Annotated in this window: 16 protein-coding genes; all 16 read left to right on the top strand. The window is 36.3% G+C overall.

Features of this window, described 5'->3' with window-relative positions; all coding sequences use genetic code 11:
* Window positions 1-17 precede the first annotated feature (17 nt).
* The 16 genes from ACNOGP_RS14890 to ACNOGP_RS14815 all read left to right on the top strand — a co-directional run bounded on the left by ACNOGP_RS14890 (window position 18) and on the right by ACNOGP_RS14815 (window position 25,194).
* Entirely contained in the window at window positions 18-362 is a 345-nt protein-coding gene (locus tag ACNOGP_RS14890) for a hypothetical protein (RefSeq protein WP_121765025.1), read from the top strand.
* Between the two features lie 11 nt (window positions 363-373).
* Window positions 374-1,687 (top strand): DUF2586 family protein, encoded by a 1,314-nt coding sequence (locus ACNOGP_RS14885; RefSeq protein ID WP_121765024.1) that lies wholly within the window; start codon window positions 374-376, stop codon window positions 1,685-1,687.
* 8 nt (window positions 1,688-1,695) lie between these two features.
* Window positions 1,696-2,157 carry a hypothetical protein gene (locus tag ACNOGP_RS14880; RefSeq protein WP_008647825.1) on the top strand — a complete coding sequence of 154 codons (462 nt, stop codon included), beginning with the start codon at window positions 1,696-1,698 and terminating at the stop codon, window positions 2,155-2,157.
* Between the two features lie 291 nt (window positions 2,158-2,448).
* Entirely contained in the window at window positions 2,449-2,835 is a 387-nt protein-coding gene (locus ACNOGP_RS14875) for a hypothetical protein (protein ID WP_121765022.1), read from the top strand.
* A 288-nt stretch (window positions 2,836-3,123) separates the two neighbouring features.
* Entirely contained in the window at window positions 3,124-6,876 is a 3,753-nt protein-coding gene (locus ACNOGP_RS14870; protein WP_121765020.1) for a phage tail tape measure protein, read from the top strand.
* Between the two features lies 1 nt (window position 6,877).
* Complete coding sequence (locus ACNOGP_RS14865; protein WP_259464036.1) at window positions 6,878-7,918, top strand: DUF6046 domain-containing protein; 1,041 nt, start codon at window positions 6,878-6,880, stop codon at window positions 7,916-7,918.
* Between the two features lie 2 nt (window positions 7,919-7,920).
* The gene (locus ACNOGP_RS14860; RefSeq protein ID WP_121765019.1) at window positions 7,921-9,381 is read left to right on the top strand and encodes a hypothetical protein; all 1,461 of its coding nucleotides are present in this window, start codon (window positions 7,921-7,923) and stop codon (window positions 9,379-9,381) included.
* Between the two features lie 3 nt (window positions 9,382-9,384).
* Window positions 9,385-10,299: a hypothetical protein gene (locus tag ACNOGP_RS14855; protein WP_121765018.1), complete on the top strand. Its 915-nt coding sequence runs from the start codon at window positions 9,385-9,387 to the stop codon at window positions 10,297-10,299.
* Window positions 10,299-11,978, top strand: a complete 1,680-nt coding sequence (locus tag ACNOGP_RS14850; RefSeq protein WP_121765017.1) for a hypothetical protein — start codon at window positions 10,299-10,301, stop codon at window positions 11,976-11,978. The genes ACNOGP_RS14855 and ACNOGP_RS14850 overlap by 1 nt, the downstream gene beginning before the upstream one ends.
* The gene (locus ACNOGP_RS14845) at window positions 11,978-14,392 is read left to right on the top strand and encodes a hypothetical protein (protein WP_121765016.1); all 2,415 of its coding nucleotides are present in this window, start codon (window positions 11,978-11,980) and stop codon (window positions 14,390-14,392) included. Before ACNOGP_RS14850 ends, ACNOGP_RS14845 begins: the two co-directional genes overlap by 1 nt.
* Before the next feature lie 2 nt (window positions 14,393-14,394).
* Window positions 14,395-14,655, top strand: coding sequence for a hypothetical protein (locus ACNOGP_RS14840; RefSeq protein ID WP_121765015.1), 261 nt, complete (start codon window positions 14,395-14,397; stop codon window positions 14,653-14,655).
* 206 nt (window positions 14,656-14,861) lie between these two features.
* Window positions 14,862-20,864 (top strand): DUF1566 domain-containing protein, encoded by a 6,003-nt coding sequence (locus ACNOGP_RS14835; RefSeq protein WP_418213125.1) that lies wholly within the window; start codon window positions 14,862-14,864, stop codon window positions 20,862-20,864.
* Window positions 20,865-20,993: 129 nt separating this feature from the next.
* Window positions 20,994-21,395, top strand: coding sequence for a hypothetical protein (locus ACNOGP_RS14830; protein WP_008647838.1), 402 nt, complete (start codon window positions 20,994-20,996; stop codon window positions 21,393-21,395).
* A 12-nt stretch (window positions 21,396-21,407) separates the two neighbouring features.
* Window positions 21,408-22,829 (top strand): reverse transcriptase domain-containing protein, encoded by a 1,422-nt coding sequence (locus ACNOGP_RS14825; protein ID WP_121765012.1) that lies wholly within the window; start codon window positions 21,408-21,410, stop codon window positions 22,827-22,829.
* Window positions 22,820-23,173, top strand: coding sequence for a hypothetical protein (locus tag ACNOGP_RS14820; RefSeq protein ID WP_121765011.1), 354 nt, complete (start codon window positions 22,820-22,822; stop codon window positions 23,171-23,173). Before ACNOGP_RS14825 ends, ACNOGP_RS14820 begins: the two co-directional genes overlap by 10 nt.
* 62 nt (window positions 23,174-23,235) lie before the next feature.
* Window positions 23,236-25,194: a hypothetical protein gene (locus ACNOGP_RS14815; RefSeq protein ID WP_121765010.1), complete on the top strand. Its 1,959-nt coding sequence runs from the start codon at window positions 23,236-23,238 to the stop codon at window positions 25,192-25,194.
* Window positions 25,195-25,198 lie beyond the last annotated feature (4 nt).

Genomic DNA, 25,198 nt, shown 5'->3' with positions numbered 1-25,198 from the left:
CTTTTTTAATTTAAGTTATGGCTAGAAAAAAGAATACAGAAACTCCGGTCACAGAAGACATTCAAGCACAAGATCCTACAGTTACTTTAGAAACACCGGTTGTTTCAAATACAGAATCAGAAACACAAGAGAAAGATACTGTTGAATCCCCTGACGAAACCACGCTCAAAGAACCCTCACCCAAAAAGGACAAAGCAGAGAAAAAAGTCGATATTCCAGAATTTGTAAAAGAACTGTTACAGAAGTATCCCAATTATCCTGCATTGTATATTGATTCTAAAGGCGGTGTGTTTACCGAGGATACACAACCTAATTGGGTAAAGGATGCTATTCTTTATCAAAATCCGTATTACAAACAATAAAATTTACAAATATGGCATTAGGTGGCGTTTTTATGAGTGATACCGATGGAAACATTGGAACAAGCTCTACAACCTCAACTGAAAAAGTCACAGGCTTGTTGTTTGATATTTCCAAACAAGCTAAATTCTTTGAAGAAGGTGCTGGTTTGGCCGTAAAAGACAAATTACAAGGTAATGTTATTGAAATCAATTCTATGGATGATTTGAAAGAACTTGGCATTACCGCATACTCTGGTGACACTGAAAAGGATTTGCTATTTGGAATTCCTTATTATCATATCAATCATTTCTTTGGAATACAGGGAAGCACAGGGCGTTTATTTATCATGTTTGCAGACTGTAGTACTGATTGGAATGCTATAGAACAGATGCAACGTGCAGCACATGGTATGATCAATCAACTTGGAGTTTGGACTGAACAATCGTTGTGGAAACAAACAGACCCGGAAGCGGAAACATACAGTATTGACCTGGTAACAGATTTGCAATCTAAAGCAGCATCTTTAGCCGATGAAAATGCTCCTTTATCAATCTTGTTATGCGCTAACTCCGCAGTAATTGCAACAGCTGAAGAATCTGTAAAAAAAGTAGAACTGGGTAAAATCCCTACATGTATGATTGATGCCCGGTTTGTCAGTGTATTGCTCGGACAAGGCTTGGATGCAGATGTATCGGCCATGCAGCTTGCTAACTCCAACCTTACTCCTGTAGGAAATATTGGAGCTGCACTTGGATGTATTGCTTCAGCAAGCGTACAAGAATCATTTGCATGGGTAAATAAATTCAATTTAATTGGTTATTTCCCGGATATTGAAATGGGATTTGGAGACGTTACTTTAAATAGTGAGAACAAGTTGACCAGTACATTAAAGTACTCATCTCTGAATAAAATCCAATTGGATAATCTGGATGACAAGGGATATGTCTTCTTGTGCAAATATTCTGGCTTGGAAAGCGGAGTTTTCTTCTCTAAAGACCAGACATGTTCAAACGGTGATTACCGAACAGTTGCCAGAAACCGTACAATCCATAAGTCAAGACGTGCTGTACGCAACGCATTATTGCCTTATGTCAACTCTCCGTTGAAAGTAGACCCCAGCACTGGATACCTGTCTTCCGCCAAGATTACGATGTTTCAAAACATTGTTTCCGACATCCTTACAACCATGCAGAATAATGAAGAAATTTCAGGTTTTTCTGTAACAATTGATAAAAATCAAAATGTATTAAAGAATGATACACTGATCATTAAATACTCACTTGTTCCGGTAGGTGTAGCCTCTCGTATTGAGGTAATCGAAGGGTTGGCATTAACCAATAAATAATTAACAAGATGGCAATAATTAACAATGTAGCGTATAGCTGGTCTATGATCCGTATTTCCATACCAGCGTTGGATATTTCAGAAGATTCCACCATCATGCAAGGAGTTTCTGAAATCAAATGGAACAAGACTCGTAAAGTTGAAAATAACTACGGTATTGGAGGAAATGCTATCAATCGTGGGTTTGGCAATAAAACCTGCACAGCCTCCATTACAATGGATTACAACACTGTTTCCCAGCTCCGAGCATTGGCTGGTTCTTTAATGGATTTGGGAGAATTTGACTTAATCATCTCGTTTACCAATGCTTATGCCGGTGAAGACTGGACTGCTGAAACTGTAACATTGAAAGGGTGTCTCTTTAACGAGGACGGCATGGAAAGTAAACAAGATGATACAAATATTACAAAGGAATTCAATTTGAATCCTTTTGATATTATCACAGGAGAAGGGACTAGTTCTTGGCTGTAACGTTTGGTACAATATACCATATAAAGGCGGGTATGAACCCGCCTTTTATTATATAAAAAAGGGAATACTATTTCTCAATAGTTTCCCTTTTACATCCCTATATAGTACATTCAAAATTAATCTCATGCACTACTTTTTCGTTGCAAAAATAATAAACATAAAATAAAAAATAGGACTTCAACCAATAAAAACATACAATAATTCAATATTTAACATTTTAAATATGATACCCACAAACCAATGATTTCAACAACTTCTATTCTTGGATAAACATCAATAATCATAATTATAATGGAAAATGTAAACGAAGACATCCTCTTGTCTGAAAAGATTCAGACCGAGATCGAAAAGAAAGTAAAAGAGCTGAAAGATTCAGACCCCAAACTAAAACGTGTATTCCCGATTTTGGTAGAAGGAGATGAAGATGAAGGCGAAAAGCCATATTATATCGGTTATTTTAAACAGCCACCTTTCCCGGCATTCAGTAAATACTTGTCCCTCTCCCAGAAGGATCAGGCCGGTGCCATGAGAGAATTAGCAAAAGATTGTTTTGTCGATGGCGATAAAGAACTGATTAAGGATGATTCCTTGTTCATCTATGGCTTGATGCCACACTTGGCTCAAATTATCGAGTTGCGCAAAGGAAAGCTCGTAAATTTATCAAAAGCTGGGAAGTAAAAGACGATCAACTTATTCGTCATAGACTGATATTTATCCGTCATTATTTTCCCAGCATAAAACTTGATGAGTTAAACGATGAAGAATTTGCAATGCTTTCTGAAGATGCCGTATGGCTCCACAGCAAAATGCTCATAACTCAACAAGCAAGTGCACTTGGAATGCTTGCGTAAAGTGTCTTATTACTCGTTTTTTCTACGTAGCCCTTTATCCTCTATCGGATAAGGGGCTTTTTCAATCTTTCAGGGTATCAAACCGCTATTCTTTAGAAAATCAAAATACAAAAAGATGGCAGAAAACTATATTGTTAATTATCAGATAAACGTTAACTCTAATCCAGCTTTAGAGTCTATACGTAAATTTCAGCAGGCCACAGCTGAAATGGAAGCATTAACAAAACGATTTGACGTTGTTGCAAAAAGCATCGGCAAGGTTAATTCAGCATTAGCCTCTATTAAGGCCAAACCTATAAACATACAAATCAATACAAGTGCAGCTGAAGCAGGTTTAGATCGCATCTTAACTAAACTCAATAATATAAAATCACAGGCAAAGACTGCATTAAATGGAGTAATGGGTAAACCTTTATATTCAACTTCGGATATAAAGAAATTGGATCAGGCTATTAGTTCTATAAATGGCAAAACGATAAATCCAAAGGCTAATACAGAAAGAGCAATAAATAGTCTTAACCAACTGTTACAGAAGATTGAGCAGATAAAGTCTAACAGCAAGATAACTATCACGGCAAGTGCAGCTGGAGCATCCAAAACTGTTGCTGGTGGCATAACTAAGAGCAATACTCCTGCTTCAAGAGTACAGCAAATTGGAGCAGGACGTAGTACCTATTTATACCCTTCTACCCGGCAAGTATTAGGACCTACATACGCAAATACCGGAACGAATGTTGCAGGCGAAATGATCAAGGGTATGGGAATTGCTTATGGGCTTAGCTCTTTAATGTCTGGGGTAACTTCTGTATTTAGAGATGCTTCTACCTATGATAATATAGCTAAAACGACAAAGAATATCCTCCAGACTCATGATAAAAAAGTGGGATTTGAGGGGCGTTTTAATGAAATGAACCAACTCATGCGGCAAGTCGGTGTTGAGACTAAATATACAGCCCCACAAGTTGCATCAGCTGGAAAATTCTTAGCTATGGCAGGGTATGATGTAGACCAAATAAAACATGCCATCCGGCCTATATCAGATATTGCACTTGTAGGTGATACAGACTTGGGAGAAACAGCAGATGTTGTAACAAACATCATGACCGCTTATGAAATCCCAGCAAAACAAATGGATAACACAGCTGACATTCTTACAATGACGTTTACAAAAACAAATACAACATTGTTAGAATTAGCTGAATCATTTAAGTATGCAGGTACGGTGGCTCATCAATCTGGATTAGATTTTGAAACAGCTTCGGCAGCTTTTGGTGTATTGGGCGATGCCGGTATTAAAGGTTCTCACGCAGGTACTACATTACGTATGATGCTATTAAATATGATGAACCCTACAAAAAGAGGTCAAGAAGCATGGGACATATTAGGCATCAACACAAAAGATAAAAACGGAAATCTTCGGAATCTTTCTGACATTTTAAGTGATTTACATGAAAAACAGCAAACCATGAGTGCTGGTGATTTTTCAACACTAATCAATAAGATGTTTCGAGTAACAGCGGCTCCAGGTGCGCTAGCATTGATAAACAATGTAGCAAAAATGCAAGAAGTAACCGGACTCAATAAAAAGTCAATGGGACTTGCATCCGACCTAGCTGATGAAAAGAAAAACACTATACAAGGTCTTTGGTATCAGATGACTTCTGCATTTACAGAAACGGGAATGCAAGGGTTTGAACAAATGCAAGGAATAATCCGAGACTTCCTGCAACGCATGATTGAGTTAATGAAATCCACAGAATTTGCAACTGCATTGAGAAATGCAATGGACATGTTCTTGAAAATTGTGAATGTTGTTGTTGATGTGTTTAAAGGTATTATGACTGTCTGGAACTGGATACCAAATTGGGGGAAGACCGTTCTTCAATATTTTATAAGAATCCAAATGTCGTTAGGAATTGCAGCAGGCGTAGTTCAAAGTATATGGAGTACGACATTAATGATTCGCGGATTGTTTATGGGAGATTGGTTGTCTAAATTCTTTTTAAAACCACTATCCACCGCACTTACTTATATGGTACGTATATATAATATAGAAAAAAGCCGCCATAATTTAAGTAAGGGACAGGCTATTTTCAATGCGTTAGGTGGAGGTTTACTACATGGTGGAAGTAAAATTAAACAATGGTTTGTTGGAGGAAACACAGTTGGTAATGTTGTAGCAAATAGTAGTAATAAGACTATAAATACCCTCACAGAAATAGGCAATACAACATTATGGGGATCAATAAAAGGGATTGCACGTTTTTTCTTAACTAATCCAATTGGTTGGGGAATAATGGCAGCAGGAGCTATCACTTATATAGGTTATAAAATTTATGACGCATATAAAATAACAGAAGCTGCTCGTCAAGCCAATGAAGCATGGGCACAAAGCTATCGTAATTTGAATATTGACAAGTTAAATCTGTCCGACCCAGATGCTTTAATTATTGGAAATATGCGTATTTTCAATAATGAATTGTTAACCCAAAACGAGCGTATTGCTCAATCCGCAGAGCTGTGGCATCGTTACTGGATAGAAAAAAATGGTCCAAAACAAAGTGTAGACGACCAGACAAAGTTCTTTGACACAGCCGCAGGTCGAGATCCGGAATTACTACAACGATTAGAAGCCGCAGACCAATGGACAGGTGTAGATAAAGCCTTCCAGTCATTGTCCAGTGCATTGGGAATGAAACAGACTGTCAAAAAGGGTTTGAACGGAGAAAATTATTATGCGTATGAGTTACATGGCCGTACTTTAAGTGGGACCAATACTAATATTTTTGCAAAAAACGGAGATATAAGCGAACAAGTAGCCGTCCAAATGATGCTGGCTCAATTAGCAGACCATAACTCTAAAGAGAATATGGCTTTGAGCAAATATCTTTTGCACAATGCCACTTCTGCTCGTAGTTCGGAAGATTTGTCGAATATACTAAAGAATGCCGCAGATAGGTTTATACCTAAGATGGGTAGTTGGGATTCTCGATGGGACTGGATTAGCACAGAAACATTCCATGATAAGATGACCGAGGGGGATGTACACCGTTCACAAGCATACATACGTCATCTAATTCAAATTATGCAAGGAACAATAAGTGCATGGGATGATTACGCTTCAATTCTTAAAGATTTTGAGTCTGGAGAAATAATAGACCCAACAAGAACCCAAAAAGTATTACAAGGGTTATTTGGTCCTTTATTTGATCCAACTAAAGGATTGTTTGGAACAGAAGGATGGTCAAAGCATGTACAAGATATTGTTAAAAATCCAGAGAAATATAAACTAGGAAGTCAACAGGAGGCTATAGATTATATTACTGAAACCTTTGATAAGTTAGTTTCTTGGTATAACGATTTGTATTCCGGACATAAGTCTCTATTTGCTCCATTTATAAATAGAACACCAATCCAGAATCTTCTTTCTGAAGGAGATGTTCTTCCTACAGGTGGTTTTTATGGTCCACAGAAAGAAGGTGATAAAGCAATTTTTGATGGGGCACAATATATAGCTAAAACGATAGCTCCATACGCTACTCCACAGTGGGTAGATAAAAGTGGGAAAATTTACACCCCTAAAAATGCTAAGGATACATTTAAGTGGGACCCTACGACCGGTAACAAAGAGCAAGATTTAGCTTCCAGCCTTCATAATGGAGCCGACCAGTCTCAATATAGGAGTCATAATAATTATAATGCAGCTCCTAAACAACTGATAGTACGAATTGAAAATCTAATGCGCGTGGATCATCAGACAATTGATATGACAGATGATAGACAAGTTGCGGCAATAACAAACGTAAAACAAGAATTAGCAACCGCCTTGTTAGATGTAGTTCAAGATTTTAATGCAAATATGATGTAATATGAGTTTTATAAGCTCTACATTTTCTAATTTAACGATAAATATTGGTAAGGGGCTGGCAAACACCGGTATGAATGCCGCCTTTTATGCAGTTAACTATAGAAAAAGAAATGGACAATTGAAATTTATATCCAATCGAGGATACAGTAACGTATTTGTTTATGCAGCCAAAAGAACAATGATGCAGATGACTTTTGCCACCATCAACGATCTTTATCCCAAATATATACGCCAGTTGGACAGAAAGAATGCTACCGCAGCCTATCAGAAGAATCAAGGTCAAGAGCTTCAGAAAATCATAACGAACGGTCAGAAGGCAGATGAAGATACCTTTAATAAACAAGGAGTTGTATTAAAGTATCAAGGCAAACCTGCCAATGAAGGTTTACTTCTCTGGATAAAAAATGAAAGCGGACAAGTTCAAACAGTTCAATTCAATACTTATTGGGACAAAATAAAAGGATTGAGTAATGAAGCTGCTGCCAGTTCATCACTTAACACTGCTACAGAAGTAAAAGTGCCCGGTGATCCTGTTTTCTTAGACTTAGGCGCTATAGTACAAGTACAAAGTTCTAACAACCTTGTATTAACCAAGGTACAAGGAAGAGATTATTCACGCAAAGAATTGATTTCTGGAGGCGATATAAATTTTACTGTAACGGGAAAGATTGTTAGCAATTATCCGGATGTATATCCGTATGCAGAAGTTTCCAAGTTTATAACATTGATGCAACATAAAGGAGTTATCCAGGTATTTAACCTCATGTTTCAGCAATTTAATGTGACACAAATTCTAATAAAGGATTTCAATATGGGGCAAAATGAAGGTTTTAAGAACGTTCAGCCATACAGCTTCACATGTGTTGCCGTTGAACCAGATGACGCAGTTAACGTAGTGCAAGATACCATAAATGGAACAAACCTTGAAATCTCTCAAATGAAGAAACAGGGTTGGGCTAAAGTTCTTCTTGACAAAGTTAAAGCATCTGCTGCTAATCAAGCTGCTCAAATGCTTGAATCATTAACCTCTAACACCATTTAAGTATGAAACTTCCAGAAGCAATAATTATAGATGGCAAAGAATGCCTTGATATATTGTGCTGTAAAATCCTAATATGGGAAGCTAATAGTGACGTTATAGAGATTAACGATCCAGATGAAAATAAATGCCTCGTTATTCGGGAATGTGAAAGCATTGAGATAAACGATACTTATAAGAAACTAATCAATTCGGCTTCTGTCAGATTCCCAAGAGGAACTGTAATTAAACGCACTATAACTTCCGAAAACATAGACAAAGAAGGTGCAACTACTGTTTATACAGAGCGTTTAATAGACGGTACAGTTATAGAAAAGCGAAAAGGATATTCTACAGCCCAGCCGACTGATTTTAAGGTAGGACAACGTATCCGGATATATCTAGGCTATTATAAAGATAGAGGAAAGGTTTTCAAAAATGCAACCGAGAGACTTCAAACAATGGAGAAAGAGGCATTTGTCAAGAACGTTCCCGATTTTGACGGTTATATCGTAAAATGCAGTGTAAACACACCTATTGAAATCAAATGCGAGAATTTGGCAAGTGGGTTAAAGCGAAAAAATGTCGTTAAATTAGGTCCAATGATTGTTACAGTAAACGATTTGTTGAAAGAGGGAGGAAAATACGATTTATTAAAAGGAACAGGGTTAAAATTGCATCCCAAAACAGCAGAAAGAGATATTAATATTGGTAAGATTCAGTTAACAGAAGATTTGACAGTTGCGGATGTATTAACAGAATGGAATAAATACGGACTGTATAGCTTTATTAGAAAAGATACAGATGGAACTCCTTATGTTATGGTTGGGCACACCTATTTATCAGGAAATGTTGCCAGTTCTATTTTAAATACAGATGGGAGTTCTGATACTCCTCAAATACAATTTGATTATCATGTAGCCCAAGATAATTTAACTTTGATGAATTGTGATCCCCGATATTTAGCGGTCTCCGCCGAAGGATTCAAATTTGAGGGTAACAAACAAATCAAGTATAATGTAACAGTTCGTTTAAACCCAGAATGGACTGGACAAAATGATACAGAACATAAGAAATTCCAAATCTTGAATGAAACAAAACTTAGCAAGAAATCCCTAAAATTAGGAGCTATCCCCAAATCAAAGACTAAGGATAGAGTAAACCTAAGTGCCTACAATGTAATTCCATACGTCTCATCCAAAATTGGTATTAGCGAGGATGAACTAATAAAAGAAGCCGAAGCCTTTTTTGAAGGATATAATAGAAATGGCGTTGAGGGTAGTATTACCATCTTCGGAGATTTACACAGAACAAATTTAGGCATGAGGCATTTGGAATCTGGAATGAAAGTAGTTTTACTTGATAAACGCGAACCTGAAAAACAAGGTTGGTATCTTATTGAAGAAATCAATACAAAATTTGGTGTTAACGGTTTCAGGCAAACTTTAAAACTCCCCTACTGTATTGCCAAACCAGAAAAAGAATAAATTATGGCAGATAAAATTACAAGCGATTTAAGCGCAAATAGTGCTATTTATGATGCTATACGACAAATTGCATTTCATAAATTGGTAAATCCGCGAAACAACGTTATAAAAAACACAGCCAAAATATCTGGTTTTGTTGTTAAAATACATACAGATGGAGAGCTGTGTGGAACCGTAGATGTACAGGAATATACCCATACACTTACAGACAAACAGGCTATTGATGATGGGCTTCCAGTTGGTTTACATGAAGGCGTATATCTTTCAGCTATTCAAAATAATGAAAATGGTTTAGTGGTTATCCCCTATCTTTATTCGGATGTCGTAATAACAACAGACCCTGAAACATTACGCGAATATGTTATTCAATACTCTCATGCGGATACAGTACAAATAGATGCGCATAACAAAGTAATTATTGGAGCAACAGAAACGAAAGAATGGGAAGATTCAGAGGATGCTCCAGACGTAGATGAATTGGAAAAGACTGGTGTTCATGCTCATACGACTTATACCCCTGTTTCGATATTGTCGGAAGCCGCAAAGGGAGAAGGCGAAACCGATAAAAGTATATTTAAAATAACCGCTGATGATATTTTATCCCAGCATGATAAAAGTCAAATACTTCTTGATGCCCAACAGATTTTGGCAAAATATAATGCAAAAGAAATTATAATCAAAGAAGATGGAGTGTATTTGGGTAGCGGCAGTGCCAATGAACCGGCAGTACTTGGAAATCAATTAGCAACTTTATTGGTTGACTGGCTAGGAGCATTATCTCAAATGATGACTCCAACCATGATGGGACCTCAACCTCCAGCTAATCTAGCAAAATTCGTATCTCTTCAAGCAAAAGTCAATTCTTATAAAGCATCTATATCAGGATTTTTATCAAAAACTGTAAAAGTGGCAAAATAATGGCAAAGTTAAATGAAGGTATATCGCAAATTAAGAAAGGTAGTGCATTGGAAACAATGTACAACCGACTCTTAACAGGGATGGAACAAGCTTCACATGAAACCCTTCCAGATTTTACAGGTTCGGATTATGTGGATGGTTATGTCGTGAATGAAGAAAAAATCAATCTTGAAATACATGAATATGAGAATATAACCAGGAAGAATTCTGCATATTTATTAGCAAATACTATTATAAGCAGTTTAAGTAGTGAAGAAGGAGGCGGAAGTAGCACTGGCGGGTTTGTTTCTATAAATGGTGACTCTATGACCGGTTTATTAAAGGCATTGTATGGTTTTACAGCCGGAGACAATGGAATAACAATAATAGATGTTTACCAAACGTCCGAAAATAATCCACAAGACCGAAAAAATATTGTTTCTATTAACGGTGAACTGCATCTCCCTGCACATGGACTATATATTAACGGTCAGAATGTTATAAGTTATGATAATGATTTAATTACATTAAATGGTAACGTTATTTGTAGTGGATATATTAAACTGGGAGATTTAGAAATATCCAATGATGGCATAAGCTATCAAGGAAACGAGTTTTATCATTCTGGGAACTCAAATAAAGAAGATGTGAACTGGACCATGAAAGATGGAACAGTTACCGGAAACCTGTCTGTAAAAGGCACAAGCACGTTCCAATCTGGCATTACCGCCTTACATGGTGTAGATCTAGGATTTGATAATACAAGTGTATTGGCTATTTCCGCTAAACGATTGGCTCAATTGACTGGGGATTTAAATATTGTAACAGGAGGCATACAATTCGATGGCAATTACATTATTCATGTCAAGAATAACAATGTCATTTCATTTTCTGCATCTAATAAAATATTAAATCTAGGGGACGATAACACCAAACAAATTAACCTGCAAACTAGTATCTATGATGATGATGGTGAATATGAAATGATTTCAAAATTTGGTTCTGCATATTTTCCAGAATCATTTAAGGCAGGGCATAATTTAGGGAATACATTAATTGAAACATATAAAAAATCGTCTGAAGATTCTGGTGTAATATTCAGACGTTATATTAGATTAAAATCAGAAGATGGGCCAGGCTTTTTTAGTGATGGTGATAGCGTATTTTTTGAAGCTCCATTTAAATATAATAAAGTAGCTGATGATGATACTGTACAAATATCTGAAACCATAAAATCGTCATTTGGCTATATAGAATCGTTAAGTTTATATGCCCCATTAAATCGTAAATCATCCAGCTTAATGTTTTCTACAGATGCTGATTTTTTTGTATTTGATAAGCCCATTGAAGGAAAAAAATCAATTGGAATAGCAGATTCTAAAACCCGTCTCCTCCCTAATGAGCTATTCTTTGATGATTCAATCTATTGGTTGGCTTTAGATAATGGAGTTAAGCACTATGGTAACGCCTTTTTTGTCAATGACATAGGTTCTGTTACTTTTTCCAGTGGTTTTGCCGGAAACGGCTGGGGAATCATTCAGAATAAATTGACCGGCAATATAACTGCGACATTTGATGATCTGACAATTCGTAAAAAAATGAGGATATATGAATTGGAAGTACAGAAACAATCAGTAACTAACGGGTCATGGTGGGTCAGTGATGCCTGTTCCGGTGACTTAGTAGAAGAAATATCATAATGTCTGTATATAAATACAAGAAATATAAAATTTCTCTCCAGTCCGATTCTAAAAAGACACAAGGATTGCGGACTGGGGATATAATCAGAAGACAATATTTTGATGGAAAGAATCTTGTTTATTCGTTAATGTGTGTATTGGATTATGGAATAGATAAAACTGTAGATTCTGATACAAATGATATTGTCGAAAAACAGTATTTCATCGGAGCACTATTAGAGGGAGATGTACCAAAAACTGAAGAAATCTTAGACTTTGCTAGGATTACCAATCTGTTTGATACAAATAGATCTGGAGCCATATATTTGACTGGTTCTGACGATAATGCTCCATATATGGATGTAATTGACGGTATTGGGCGTAATGAGAGTTTATGTTGGCCTTCAAATATTGCAACTCCTGATTATGAAGATTCCGAATCACAATATATAGTACGAGGAACAGAAGCAGTAACCACTGATTACATATTATCAGAAGCGGACAACAATCGCATTTGTCATTTTAAAAGAAATGATACTATATATTACGGTTTCGTTGGTCTGCAACAAGATTTCTACAAATATGTTCAAAACCCCAACCGCGTTCTTATTTCATATAAAATTAAAGCCAATAAAGCTGTCAATTGTAAAGTTTCATTAGAATACCAAGATGGAACAAGAACTGATGGAGAAGAAACTACTTCTATTACAACAGATTGGCAATATAAGTTGCACACAATAACCGTCGATTATTCCGGACGTTATTTGCGAACAGTAAAACTAGATTTAAGCGAGCTGTCTCCTTCAGATGAAGTTTGGGTGTCGGATTTCAATATCATCTTACTGTCTAGTGTTTCTAACTTCGGAGATGCCAGTAAAATACGTGTCGGTAAATTGAATGGAATAACAGATCCGGTATTTGGTCAATTAGAAGGATATGGAGGTTATTTACAGAAACTTTTTGCTTCAAAATCTGCTCATATTTCTGGAACACTAACTGCCGGTGATGAAAATGGTTTTGCTGCAACCTTTTATGCCGGAAAAATCCATAGGAATGTATTCGTCAATTCTTTAGATGTCAATTTTACATCTGCAATTACTATTGATACTCAAATAGAAAACCCAACTGGAATCGGCAATGTGTATAGTGCCTCTAAAATTATAAACATGATAGCCCAATCCGAAGAATGGCTTACACAACATATTGGTAAAAAATACACATTCTCTTTTTGGATATATGCGAAGCAGGCATGTCAATTATCTATTTTACAAAATGACAAGGCAATAGGAACCGTTCAAATACCTATTGACGACACAAATATATGGTCTCGTAAAAAGGTAACATTTGAACTGCAAACTCCGAAACAGGCAGAAGAAGCATTGGTTTTATCCATTGCCTCAACTTTTGATACCTCTGATAATGCAGGAGAATCAATATTTTATTTTTCTTCGCCACAATTAGAGGCAGGAGAACTGGTCACACAGTACCAACCTACTGACACTATACTTAATTACACAGAGGATTATGGAGCTTGGTTTAATCGTGGTGGAATTGGTGGAACCATCCAGAATCCATTGCTTCAATTAAATTTTGACGGAGAAGGAAGTATCGGTACTCGTAGTAATTCAGTATTAATCAAAACAGATGGTTCTGGTCATTTTGCCAATAAAAATATTAAATGGAATAAAAATGGCGATGTAACATTTGGCAAAAATGTGACAATGACTTGGGATAACCTTGACCAATCTGTAAAAGACGAATTAGTCAGTAAGTCTATTCGTATTGTTGGAACTGATACCTTTACTCTTTTAGGAGACTTAACAGGAGCCGACCCTGTTACTAACCCGGCAGATATTACTTTAACGTTGGAAGAAGAGAATCTACAGTCCACTTCCAGTCAACGTCAATGGTATTATTTGCAAGGATATGATTATATACCATTTGAAGGAGAAAATGGAAAGACATTAACAATATGGCCTTTTGAACCTTATTGGGATAATGGTAACTCGCTAACAATTCGTTGTATCGTGAAATTTAGTAACGAAGAGTATTCCGCTACATTCACAATACGGAAACAATATATAGTGGGCTATTCACTTGAAATTACTTCCAGTCAAGGAGTATCATATAAAAACAATAGTTGTCAAACTGTTTTAACCGCTAACGTCTATTATCAAGGTAAACTAGTTGATCCGGATTATGTAGCTAAAAACTACATATTCAAGTGGACCAGGTATCATCTTCCTGATATGGAAAATGAAGTGATTGATTGGTGGAAAGAACAAAGAGATAATGAAGGCAATATAGTACAACAAGAAATTGATAGATCAAAACCAAGTATCACATTAAATTATGGAATATCAGGACAAGACTGTTTTATGTGTGAACTCCTAAACGGTAACATGTTCCCGTATGAATTCCCTTTAATATTTTAATTATGGCGGCAGAACAAGAGCAATCCCCTAACCTGCTTGATTTCAATAATAAGCAAGAGAACAATGGAACTGATAATCGTGGACGTTTAACGGCGCACGAATTTAATCAATTGATAAATGCCGTAAACAACAACTCAAATGACATTTTTACTATGAAAAAACAAGTAGGTAATCTTTCATTTGATGTAATTGAAAATGAAGAGGCATTTGAACAAATTGAATCCAAAGAAGAAAATACCGTTTATTTCATACTCGAAGAATGATACAAATAAATGGCAAAGATGTCAGTCAAATAAGGGTTGGTAACAAAATAGTTACCGCAGTTTACATAGGAGCAAAATTAGTTTGGCAATCTATACGCTCTTGTTTTGGGTCCGGTTTCTGGATTAACACATCTCCCTGGAAAAATGACGAAGGTTGGAAAAACTAATAAATTTTTAAATTACGCTTTACAAAAAAATAATTAATTATGGCTAAGAAATTCAGAACTGACGAAATTCCTGCTGGTAAATTTACAGAGGACTGGGGTGGCAATAAAAACAATACCATCCCCGCAGCACCTGATGAAACGAATCTTCTCCCCTACTCTGGGGAGGCTGTGCAAAAGTTTATAAAGAGCTATTTGCAAGACCATGAAAACAATAAAATTGGTCATATTCCTCCTATGACAAAAGATCCGGACGGGTTTTATCATATTCGAGCATTTGCTAATAAAAACACCTACAATGAATGGCTTGCTGACCCTGATGAGAATCAAGCACTAAAATTGCTTGATGTTACTATCCCTATTAGTGACGAACAGGGTGTAATGAATATTGTAGAATTAACTACGGCCAGTAATCAAACAAATTATGTAAGCATTGATGGTAGTGTAGTTCTAAAAATGCGTTTTACTTCCCAAACATACAATCCTGTTACTGGGAAATATGCAAATACCTATGAAGATGGCACGATGACCATCCAAAGGCGTTCTTCCGCTTCTGATTCATGGCGTACAATTGGCACAATGGCAATTAAAAGTGTAGAAGCTGACAGTGATACTTATACAGATGTAGATATTAGTGGATTACTTAACAGCGGAACCTGTCAATTACGTATCATTGTAACTGGAGACCAAACACAAAGCACCACAACTTATGTAGTGTTCCAAAGTGTTACAAAAACAGAATTGAAACTTACGTTCAGAAATGAGTGGCAGCAGCCTATTACTGGTGCTACTATGTCTTTATTATATACATATACTGGTGCTGTAGCCAAAACACTAAATTTAAAAATCAGTGGTGAAGGCGGTGTACGTTCTGTTCAATATGCTGTTGGTAAAGTTGAGTACACAGAAACTCCAAATCAGTTTGACGTAACTGACACTGAAGGGGATTCTGTTAAAGTTATGTCTCATGGAGTACATGAAATTGAGGCTTGGTTATCTGTAGACGGCACAGATGTGGAAAGTGAACACATTTTTTCACAGGTTATGGTAGTTTCAGATCCTGACAATAAAACTCCATATATCATGTTGAACAAGATAGTCGAGTCTCTTGTAAACTGGACATCTGTTCAATTTTTCCAATGGGCAATATATAACCCAGGTTCAGATGTATTACCTGTCACTTTCAAATTAACAGACATTCAAGAGGTTGAAAACTATCTGTCTTACACAGAACAGCAAGCCCAAAATGGTGTAGTTTACACATTTGGCAATATGATAGAAATCGAAAGCAAAGAAACGAATTTCAGTGCTTATATGTTATTTAGCACTGGAGAAAAAAAATTGCGTGATCGTATTAGTTTTAATGTAGATAACTCCCAAAATTTTGCCCCGACTGATGGTGCCGATTTAATTATCAATCCAAAACTACGTAGTAATACAGAAACCCACCCAGATACTATTATTAATACAGTTTCAGGCGAGAATGTTCCCGCGACCTTTGAAAATTTTGGTTTTATTAGTGATGGTTGGGTTGAAGACGATAATGGGATCAAATGTTTGCGTGTTCCTAGTGGAAGAAACATAGCAATTGATTATGAAACGTTCTCTGACTTTATCCAAGCTCAAAAAACAGGTTCTCTTACATTTGAAATAGACTATGCTATTCGCAATGTAACCAACGAAGACGAACCGATATTACGCATGTGTTCTTACACAAAAGATAATAATCCGCTAGGTTGGGAAATGAAACCTATTGATGCCTGTTTCATGACCCAATCTAAAGTAACCCGTAAAAATCAAGATGTCGGCTACAATGAGGGTGTACGTACTAAAATCGCGGTTAATTTATTGTATAACTTATCTAGCACCGGACAAAACTATTGCCGCATTTTCTTAAATGGAATTATTAACCGTGAAATCAACTATGCGACAGACGATACTTTCGTACAATATGTAGATGGAAAACAGACATCACAAGGTATCCGTATTGGTAGTTCTGGAGCCGACATTGACATTTACAGCATTAAGGTATATAAGAAAGCACTCACAGCTAATGATGTGCGCCAAAACTATATGGCATCCTTAGATAATAGTGAAGAAAAAATAGCATTTCGCGATTCTAATAGTATTCTTAATGGTAATACTATCAGCTACGATCTTGCTTATGAAAAATACAATGTTATCCTTTGGAAAGGGAAATATGCCACTTATGGAAATACCAAAAAGGATAAATTCAATGGTACCCTAATTATCCACATTCCTGGAAAACCAGAGAATAGTGGTACGCTGTATGACATGAATGAGAAAGGACAAGGAACATCGTCTATGTTGTATTTTTGGTGGAATGGACAATGGGGCTTCAATGAAGATGGATATTGGGTTGATGAAAATGGAGTAAATCGTGGCAAATGTTATCAGTTAACCAACGATGTACCCGGAGCACTCAAATTGGTAGGGAAAGTAAATTTTGCAAGTTCATCACAAAGTCATAAAATAGGTTCTACAGCTCTATTTAATGATTTATTTAAAGCTGTATGTGGAGGTAACTCCATTACTAATACAGAAGGTTTTGAAAATTGTCGTGTAGCTGTACTTCAAAAACCGTTTTTGTTCTTTGTACAAGAAGATGAGAATTCCGAGCCACAATTTAAATCTTTTATGACTTTTGGACCAGGTAAGGGGGACAAACCGACATTCGGATACGACAAAACAAAATTTCCAGATTATGTATGTCTGGAAGGAGCTGATAATGACCGTGCTTTGGTGATGTGCCGCGTACCTTGGATTGATGAAGATGTTACTTTAGAAGGTGAAGAAGATTGGATGTATAACGGCGAAAAGCAAATGAGTTTGGTCTTTGGAGATACCAATAAGATCGCCCCTATCAAAAGTGGATTTAACTTTGTCTTTAAACATTATGATAATATAGATTATTTCAACGGTACTATCGAAGATTTAAATGCAGCAGAAAATCTTGATACCTCCAAACATTATTGGCTGACTAAATCGGGGCGTAACAATGCACAGTTTGATTTATTCAGGTATGATTTCATTACTTCTACTTGGGTGGGTGCAGGCACTGAAAAGATTGAAAGTGGAAGATATTCGACTGTAAATATCAACGAACAATGCGGGAATATTGCCAGCGGTACAGATTGGGATGCAATTAACTCATCGTTCAAAACGGCTAGAATAGCATTGTTCAAGGCTGATGCAGGAAAATATTTTAATCTTACAGAAACTCATTTTGCAATGAATTTTTGTAAGTTAATTGCAGCCAGTGATAACAGAGGAAAGAATATATATTTTTATGTTGACCCAAAAACTCATTTAATTGGTTGGCATCAAGATGATTTGGACACAATATTTCCTGTAAATAATGTAGGGCAAAGAGAAAAACCTTACTATGTAGAAGAACATGATAAAAACAATGATGGAGGTTTTTATTGGAATAGTGAAGGCAATGCACTGTTTAACCAAATGGAGAATGCCTTTCCAGATGAATTGCGTACCAATATGCGCTCTATATTACAAGCAATGCTTAAATTAAGTGATGATGGAACTTTAATGGGCTGTATGGAAAAATATTATTTTCACGTACAACGTTATTTCCCAGCCGTTGCTTACAATGAAGTAGCTCGTCTTGTATATGAACGTGCTAGAACCGCCTATGTGAGTTCAGACCCGGAAAACAAATATACAAATGGTACAGATCCCATAACACAAAGTTTAGGAGATGGATTACAAGCAGAAATGCAATGGGTTGCACGTAGACTTACTTACATATCTTCTTATGCAGCTTTTGGAGACTTTGGAAGGCGTGACGGTGAAGGATCGGCAGGTTCATTAAACTTCCGGTCTATAATAAAAACAGATGGTACACGCCCACAATTTAAATTTTCTATTATACCACATATTTGGATGTACCCCTCATTCGCCATAGGTTCGACACTATCTTATGGGGTCGGTAACGCATTGTCTCCACGTATTAAAGCTGGAGAAACATACGATGTCAATGTTGGAACTTCAGACGGCAATACTAATATCTTCTTAAACGGTATTGATTATATGCGTTCCATTGGTGACTTTACAGACAAAAGTTTAGGAGAAACATTTAATTTAAGCGGTGCTCGTCTAACAGCCTTTCATGTGGATGGAAAAGATGTAGTTGAATTCCGCCCTACCAGTATGACTATTACCGCCCCTTTATTACAAGAATTAGTATTGAAACGTGTTGTTAGCTTAGTAGGTGGTTTAGATTTATCCATTTTGCTTAAACTTAGAATGTTGAACTTAGTAGGAACAATGTTATCTTCCGTTGTTCTTCCAGCTACCGAATATTTAGAAGAAGTTCATCTTCCTGGAACTTTAACATCCTTGTCTTTAGATCAACAGCCTAATTTGAAAACCATCACATTGGAAGGAGCTGACCGAATGCAAAGTTTATCAATTGGTGCTGGGATTGCAGATTCGCGTACCATATTTAATTTATGCTTTACAGGTAACGCCCCGTTGAATTATTTAAAGTTAGCAAGTATAAACTGGACCGAGGTTTCTCTTTATATGATTAACTATTTGGCTTCTATTACAGACAGCAGTGTATCTGGAAAAATAGCAGTAATAAATAATACCACCAACCGACCTAATTTTAATAATAAAATTGATTGGTTGTATCATTGGGGGAATGTAGATGATGAAAACAACACTCTTCATATTACTTACTACTCAACTCCTATTGCGGCTATAGAAATCAAAGGAAGCCAATACATTTATTCTACAGGTGAACACACTTTTTATTGTAAGCCGAATACCGCCAATGGTAATGATGTGGTTAGCATTCGCTGGTCATTAGACACCAACTTATATGCAAAAATAGTCAATACGTCAAAAGATTATTGTGTTATAAATGTTTCTCAATTAGGAGATGAAGATACTTTAGCTCCACAAGCGACTTTAAGATGTTATGTTACAAAAACAAATGGTGAAGTGCTTGAAGCATCATGGGATATTGGTTTATACCCTAGACGTGCTCATCTTGGAGATTATGTGTTTTATGATGGAACTTATGGTCCTACTACTTCTGGAAAGACTGTAGTTGGAGTTTGTTTTTATATTAATCCAACAGATGCCAATGATAGACGTATGGTAGCATTATCAAATATTGAAAACTCCAGCATTGTGTGGGGACTTTATCCTAACGAAAGTGCTGGAGTGTACCCCATTGAATTACAGGATGATATAAACTATAGCGTCTATGACATTGCATCAATAGCAAATATAACACAAACTGGTTTGCAACCCACAGTATATGATGACGCAGGTCACACATCCGCTAACTATATAAGATACGACAATTATGTAGATGAAAATACAGTTGATGGATTCGTCAACTCAGATAATAAAATTGCTGCTGTTAGAGATGGTATTGCCGCTCCAGGGACAACTAACACAGGAAAAGAGGAGTTATCAGCGGAGTTAGCTATTTTGGCAGGCGCATACAAAAAAGGAGATGAAATTCCTGTTGGATTGGCTAAAAACTTAAAAATTATTCAACATAGAAATAAGATTCTTGAAGATTCTGGGGTCAATTTACCTATACCGGAAGCTACCGATTTATACACAGAACAGTCTATGTTGACTCAGTACATAGCAGACGTAATTGCTAATAATGAGAACCTTAGTAAATATCAACAATTCTATTATCCGGCTGTCAGCAAATGCTATGCTTATCAGCCTACAGTGAAAGCAGGCGAAGAATTAGCAGATAAATTTAAATACCATAATTGGTACCTACCATCCGTTGGTGAACTTATGCGTATGTATTGGCACGCTAGACAAGGAGTGAATTACGATGATGATAAAATAGGTGCAATATTTCAAAAAGCAATAGATGCCGGTATTTTGAATGATTTTTCTAATTCTTGGTACTGGAGTAGCAGTGAGTACAGTCAGGGCAGCAGCTGGGGCGTGTACTTTAGTGGTGGCTACTTCGGCAGCTACGGCAAGAATGGCAGTTTCATGGTGAGAGCGGTTGCAGCATTTTAGTATAGTGGAGCGTCTTTTGACGCTCCACAAAAATAAATATGCCATAATTGTAAACCTCTACAGAAAAAATAAAGTATTCGTAAATAAACTATATGTAATAAGACACATTGTGAACAAAATCTTTTAATTATGGCAAGAACAATTCGTAATGCAGGAAGTGCACCTATTTACAGAGAAACAGAAAATTTAATGTTACTCTGTATAGAAATGGTAGAACGAACCCCTAATAGTGTAGGGATTCGTCAATTAAGCAAACGTCTCATAGACACTCTGCTTGATGGATTAACAGTGATAGGATTGGCTTTAAATGAAGAAGATCCTGATTCCAAACTTGAACTGATTAATTCATTTTATTTGCAAATGCGTACAGTGAAAACTTGCATTGACACCTTAAAAGAGTGGTCAAACCGGAGTCCCCATACACGCATAATTAGCAACAAGCAAATGCCGCATTTTGCTGAATCTTTAAAGGAAATTTCAAAGCATATTAAAAGCTGGAGAAGCAAAGTGTTGGAGCAGCAGACCTGTTGAACGGTTACGACTATGATAACAGGGACATCTTTATTGAAAAATGGGCGTGTCACTGGGCCTTTACCAAGCGTTAAAGACCTAGTTAAGAACAAGATAGTACACGCAATAACCGCAAGCCGGTACTGGAGTAGCAGTGAGAACAGTCAGAACAACAGCTGGAACGTGAACTTTAGTAATGGCAACTTCAACAACAACGGCAAGAATAACAGTAACATGGTGAGAGCGGTTGCAGCACTTAACGATAAATATGTCGAGGGATGGTTTGATGCGTTAGATGATTGCTGTGCCCAAAAAAAGACAAGTTCACAATGTGTTATGTATAGACTGATTTGGCATGAAGATCTATTAGATTTAGCGAGAGAAGTTTATGAACGAACATATAGGCCAACAACAAGTACTTGTTTTATAGTTACTCGTCCTAAATTACGGGAAGTGTTTGCTGCAAATTTTCGCGACCGTATTGTACAACATTGGTTGTGTCTACGCTTAGAGCCACTGTTTGAGGCACGTTTTGTAGAACATGGAAATGTATCATTTAATTGTCGAAAGGGTTTTGGAACATTTGCATGTATTGATCAGTTGACAAAAAATACTATTGAAGTCTCTGATAATTATTCCCATGAAGCTTGGTATGCTCAATTTGATATTAAAGGATTTTTTATGTCAATTGATTGTGAACGCTTATTAGAGTACTTATTGCCATTTATCAAAGAAAAATGGAATTATTGGAAAGGAACTATATATGAACAGGATTTAGATTTAGTACTTTGGCTTACAGAAGTAATTGTACGACATCGACCACAAGATGATTGCATACGTCAAGGGAATTTAAAATTATGGAGAATACTACCTAAAAACAAAAGCTTGTTTTACATTGAATGGATGAGAGGCGAACCAATAGGAAACCTGACCAGTCAATTATTCGCCAATTTTTACATGTCTTTTTTTGATGAATGGGCTATTAAAGCAGCAGAAGAAAGAAAGGCCAAATATGTACGTTTTGTAGACGATTTTAGCTTTGTATGCAAAACTAAGGAAGATGCAATTTATTTCAAAAGAGCTTCTAGGAATCAGCTACGATATATCTTAAATATTCAAATGCACCCTAATAAAATCTATATTCAAGAAGTTAAAAAAGGAATAAAAATGGTAGGAGGAATAATTAAGCCGGGTAGAGCTTACTTATCGAATAGAACTGTTGGAAACTTTATCAACGCTGTTAGTTATTTAGAAGAAGCATGTAAAAACTGTGACAAGGAGGCTATATATGCCAATGTGAGATCTATAAACTCCTATTTAGGTTTCTTAATTCATTTTCAGTCATACGGGATTAGACGCAAAGCATTTTCAGAATTACATTACTTTTGGAAGGCTTGTTATATTCAAGGGAAATTTCAAGTTGTAAAAATAAAAAATACAGTACAATGTTTATAGCTTATAATCAAGGTAATGAGCAACCTCAACGCATACGACACAATATTAAATTAGGGTTGCGTCAATATACAATTGCATTTGATATTCATATAGTAAAAGAAGGTGAAAACGAACAATACAAATGGTGTGAGATAACCCTCCCAGTTGGAACTCCCACATACAGCCAATTGGTTTCAGCTATTATTCATGGTCGGTACTCCGATGATGCAATGCAAGCCATTGTTAATAATCACCTCATAGATGATGGAAACAGTGAACATCAAAAAGAATGGAACGACATGCAAATGTGGAGAGTGGAAGCAAAGCGTATGGCCAAGGAAATATTAGAAGAAATAAAAAAATAGTTTATCTATTCCCACATCAACAAATACTTTATTCAAGGGCTATTCTTTTGAAAAAGTAATTTATGGGAACAGTAGCAAAATCTTCCATCACACTTGTATCTATTAGCGATGCTTATTCGTTATCGCTAACTCCCAACTCGTGTGTGATTAAAGCTGATTTCGATGGTTCTAACCCTAAATTAGAACATGCTTATACTATTATTTCAGCATATTGTGGAGATGAGAAAACCCCGATAGAAATTGATTCCATCACTATTGTAAAAAGTAACGATAATATAGAATACCAACTAATAAAAGTTGATAGCTATAGATACCGGTTATCCATTATATCACTCCCTATTGATATATTACAAGGATATATTGAAATTCCTGTTCTTTCCGGAGTAAGTGCAGGCCTAACTGGGCGTTTCACATTTTCTATTGTACGCGAAAGTACTATGCTGGATTGGATTCAAGATTGGGAAAGCAATAAAACAACTATTGGCTCTTCTTATGTGATCACCCCCAAAATATTTGTTGGAAAAAAAATTATTGGCAGTCACAACAGTCTTGAAGATGTTCCAGGGTTAACGGGGGTGTACATTGGCCCTTCAGAAAATAACGGAGCTGGTATATATGGATATAAAGACAACAAAGAAATTTTTCATATAGACCAAACCGGAGGTAAAATAGGCGGTTGGGATATTACATCCGGTGGCATTCAGTGTGAAGATGGCACATTATCCATAAAATCAGAAGGAACCATTTTTGCTCAAAGTGAAGGTATCATTCATTGGTCGTTAAACAAAGACGGTTCAGCCTCATTTGCCAATGGTAATGTTACTATGGATGTTGATGGAAATGCCTCATTTACAGGAACGATAAAAACATCTGGCGGTAGTATTGCAGGCTGGACTATAGGAGTCGATAGTATTTACAATGGAACTATAGGGATCAATTCATTAAAAAAATTCATTGCTATCGCCAATGTTACTTCCGTTCAGGATACTGGCAATCAATTAGACTGGGTAAAAGAATACGGCGGTGTTGCAATGTACTATATTAGCAATGCTGATTATGGTTTGATAGGATATAAAAATAACGAAAAAGTATTTTCTGCTGGTGCTGACAATTTTATAGCAGGTTGGCATTTTGATGAAAATGCGATTTGGTTGGGAACTAAAAACAACAATATTAACCAACATACATCAACAGCAGGTGGTATAACTATCGGAACCAATGGCCTACGAGGGTTTAAATGGCGATTGGAAGGTGATGGCTCTGGAGCATTGGCTGGAGGAAATATCACTTGGGATACACAGGGTAACACATCTATCACTGGGAAAATTACCGCTACTAGTGGAAGTATTGGAGGGTTTGAAATTGGAGATGGAAGAATTGGAGTAACAGAATCCACTGAAATGAATGGCAAATATCAAGGACTTGCGATTCTTTCAAATTTCATAAAATACTCATCAACAAATATTTGGACCGGATTTGGTACAAATGTATTTCCAGCATCTTCTGGTCTCAGCGGATTATGCAGGTTAGAATATTCAGGAAATACTTATAATAGTGGTATAGGACTTTTTGTAAAATTTAGACCTAAAGACAATAACTATTGGTATATACAACAAGCGATAAATTATGATGGAAATGTTTTTGGTATTGGAGGTAAAGCAGAATTTGAAGATACATATATTGGGGCTGCATATACAGACATAATTCAATCCCTTTTTGATCGAACACATACCTTTATTTTTACAGATATTGGTTTGGAATTTATGACCATCGAATTACCTAGTAATACTCAAATACAAAATGCAGTTAACTCCAGAGATGTAACATTCGAGATTCGCATTATTGTTGCCCACAATTCAGGAAATAAAATTAGAGTACGAGGAGTATCCGGAACACCCTTATTAGACAATAATTGTAATTATGTTAATGGAGATAATGGATATTTAGATATGGCACGTGGTGACACAATGATATTAAGATATTGTCAAAGCCATTATTATTTAGTAGAATATAGAACCTAGAAAA

Origin of the sequence: Bacteroides difficilis, assembly GCF_048319815.1 — a bacterium.
GTDB classification, from domain to species: Bacteria; Bacteroidota; Bacteroidia; order Bacteroidales; family Bacteroidaceae; genus Bacteroides; species Bacteroides zhangwenhongii.
This window is presented reverse-complemented; position numbering and strand designations above follow the sequence as displayed.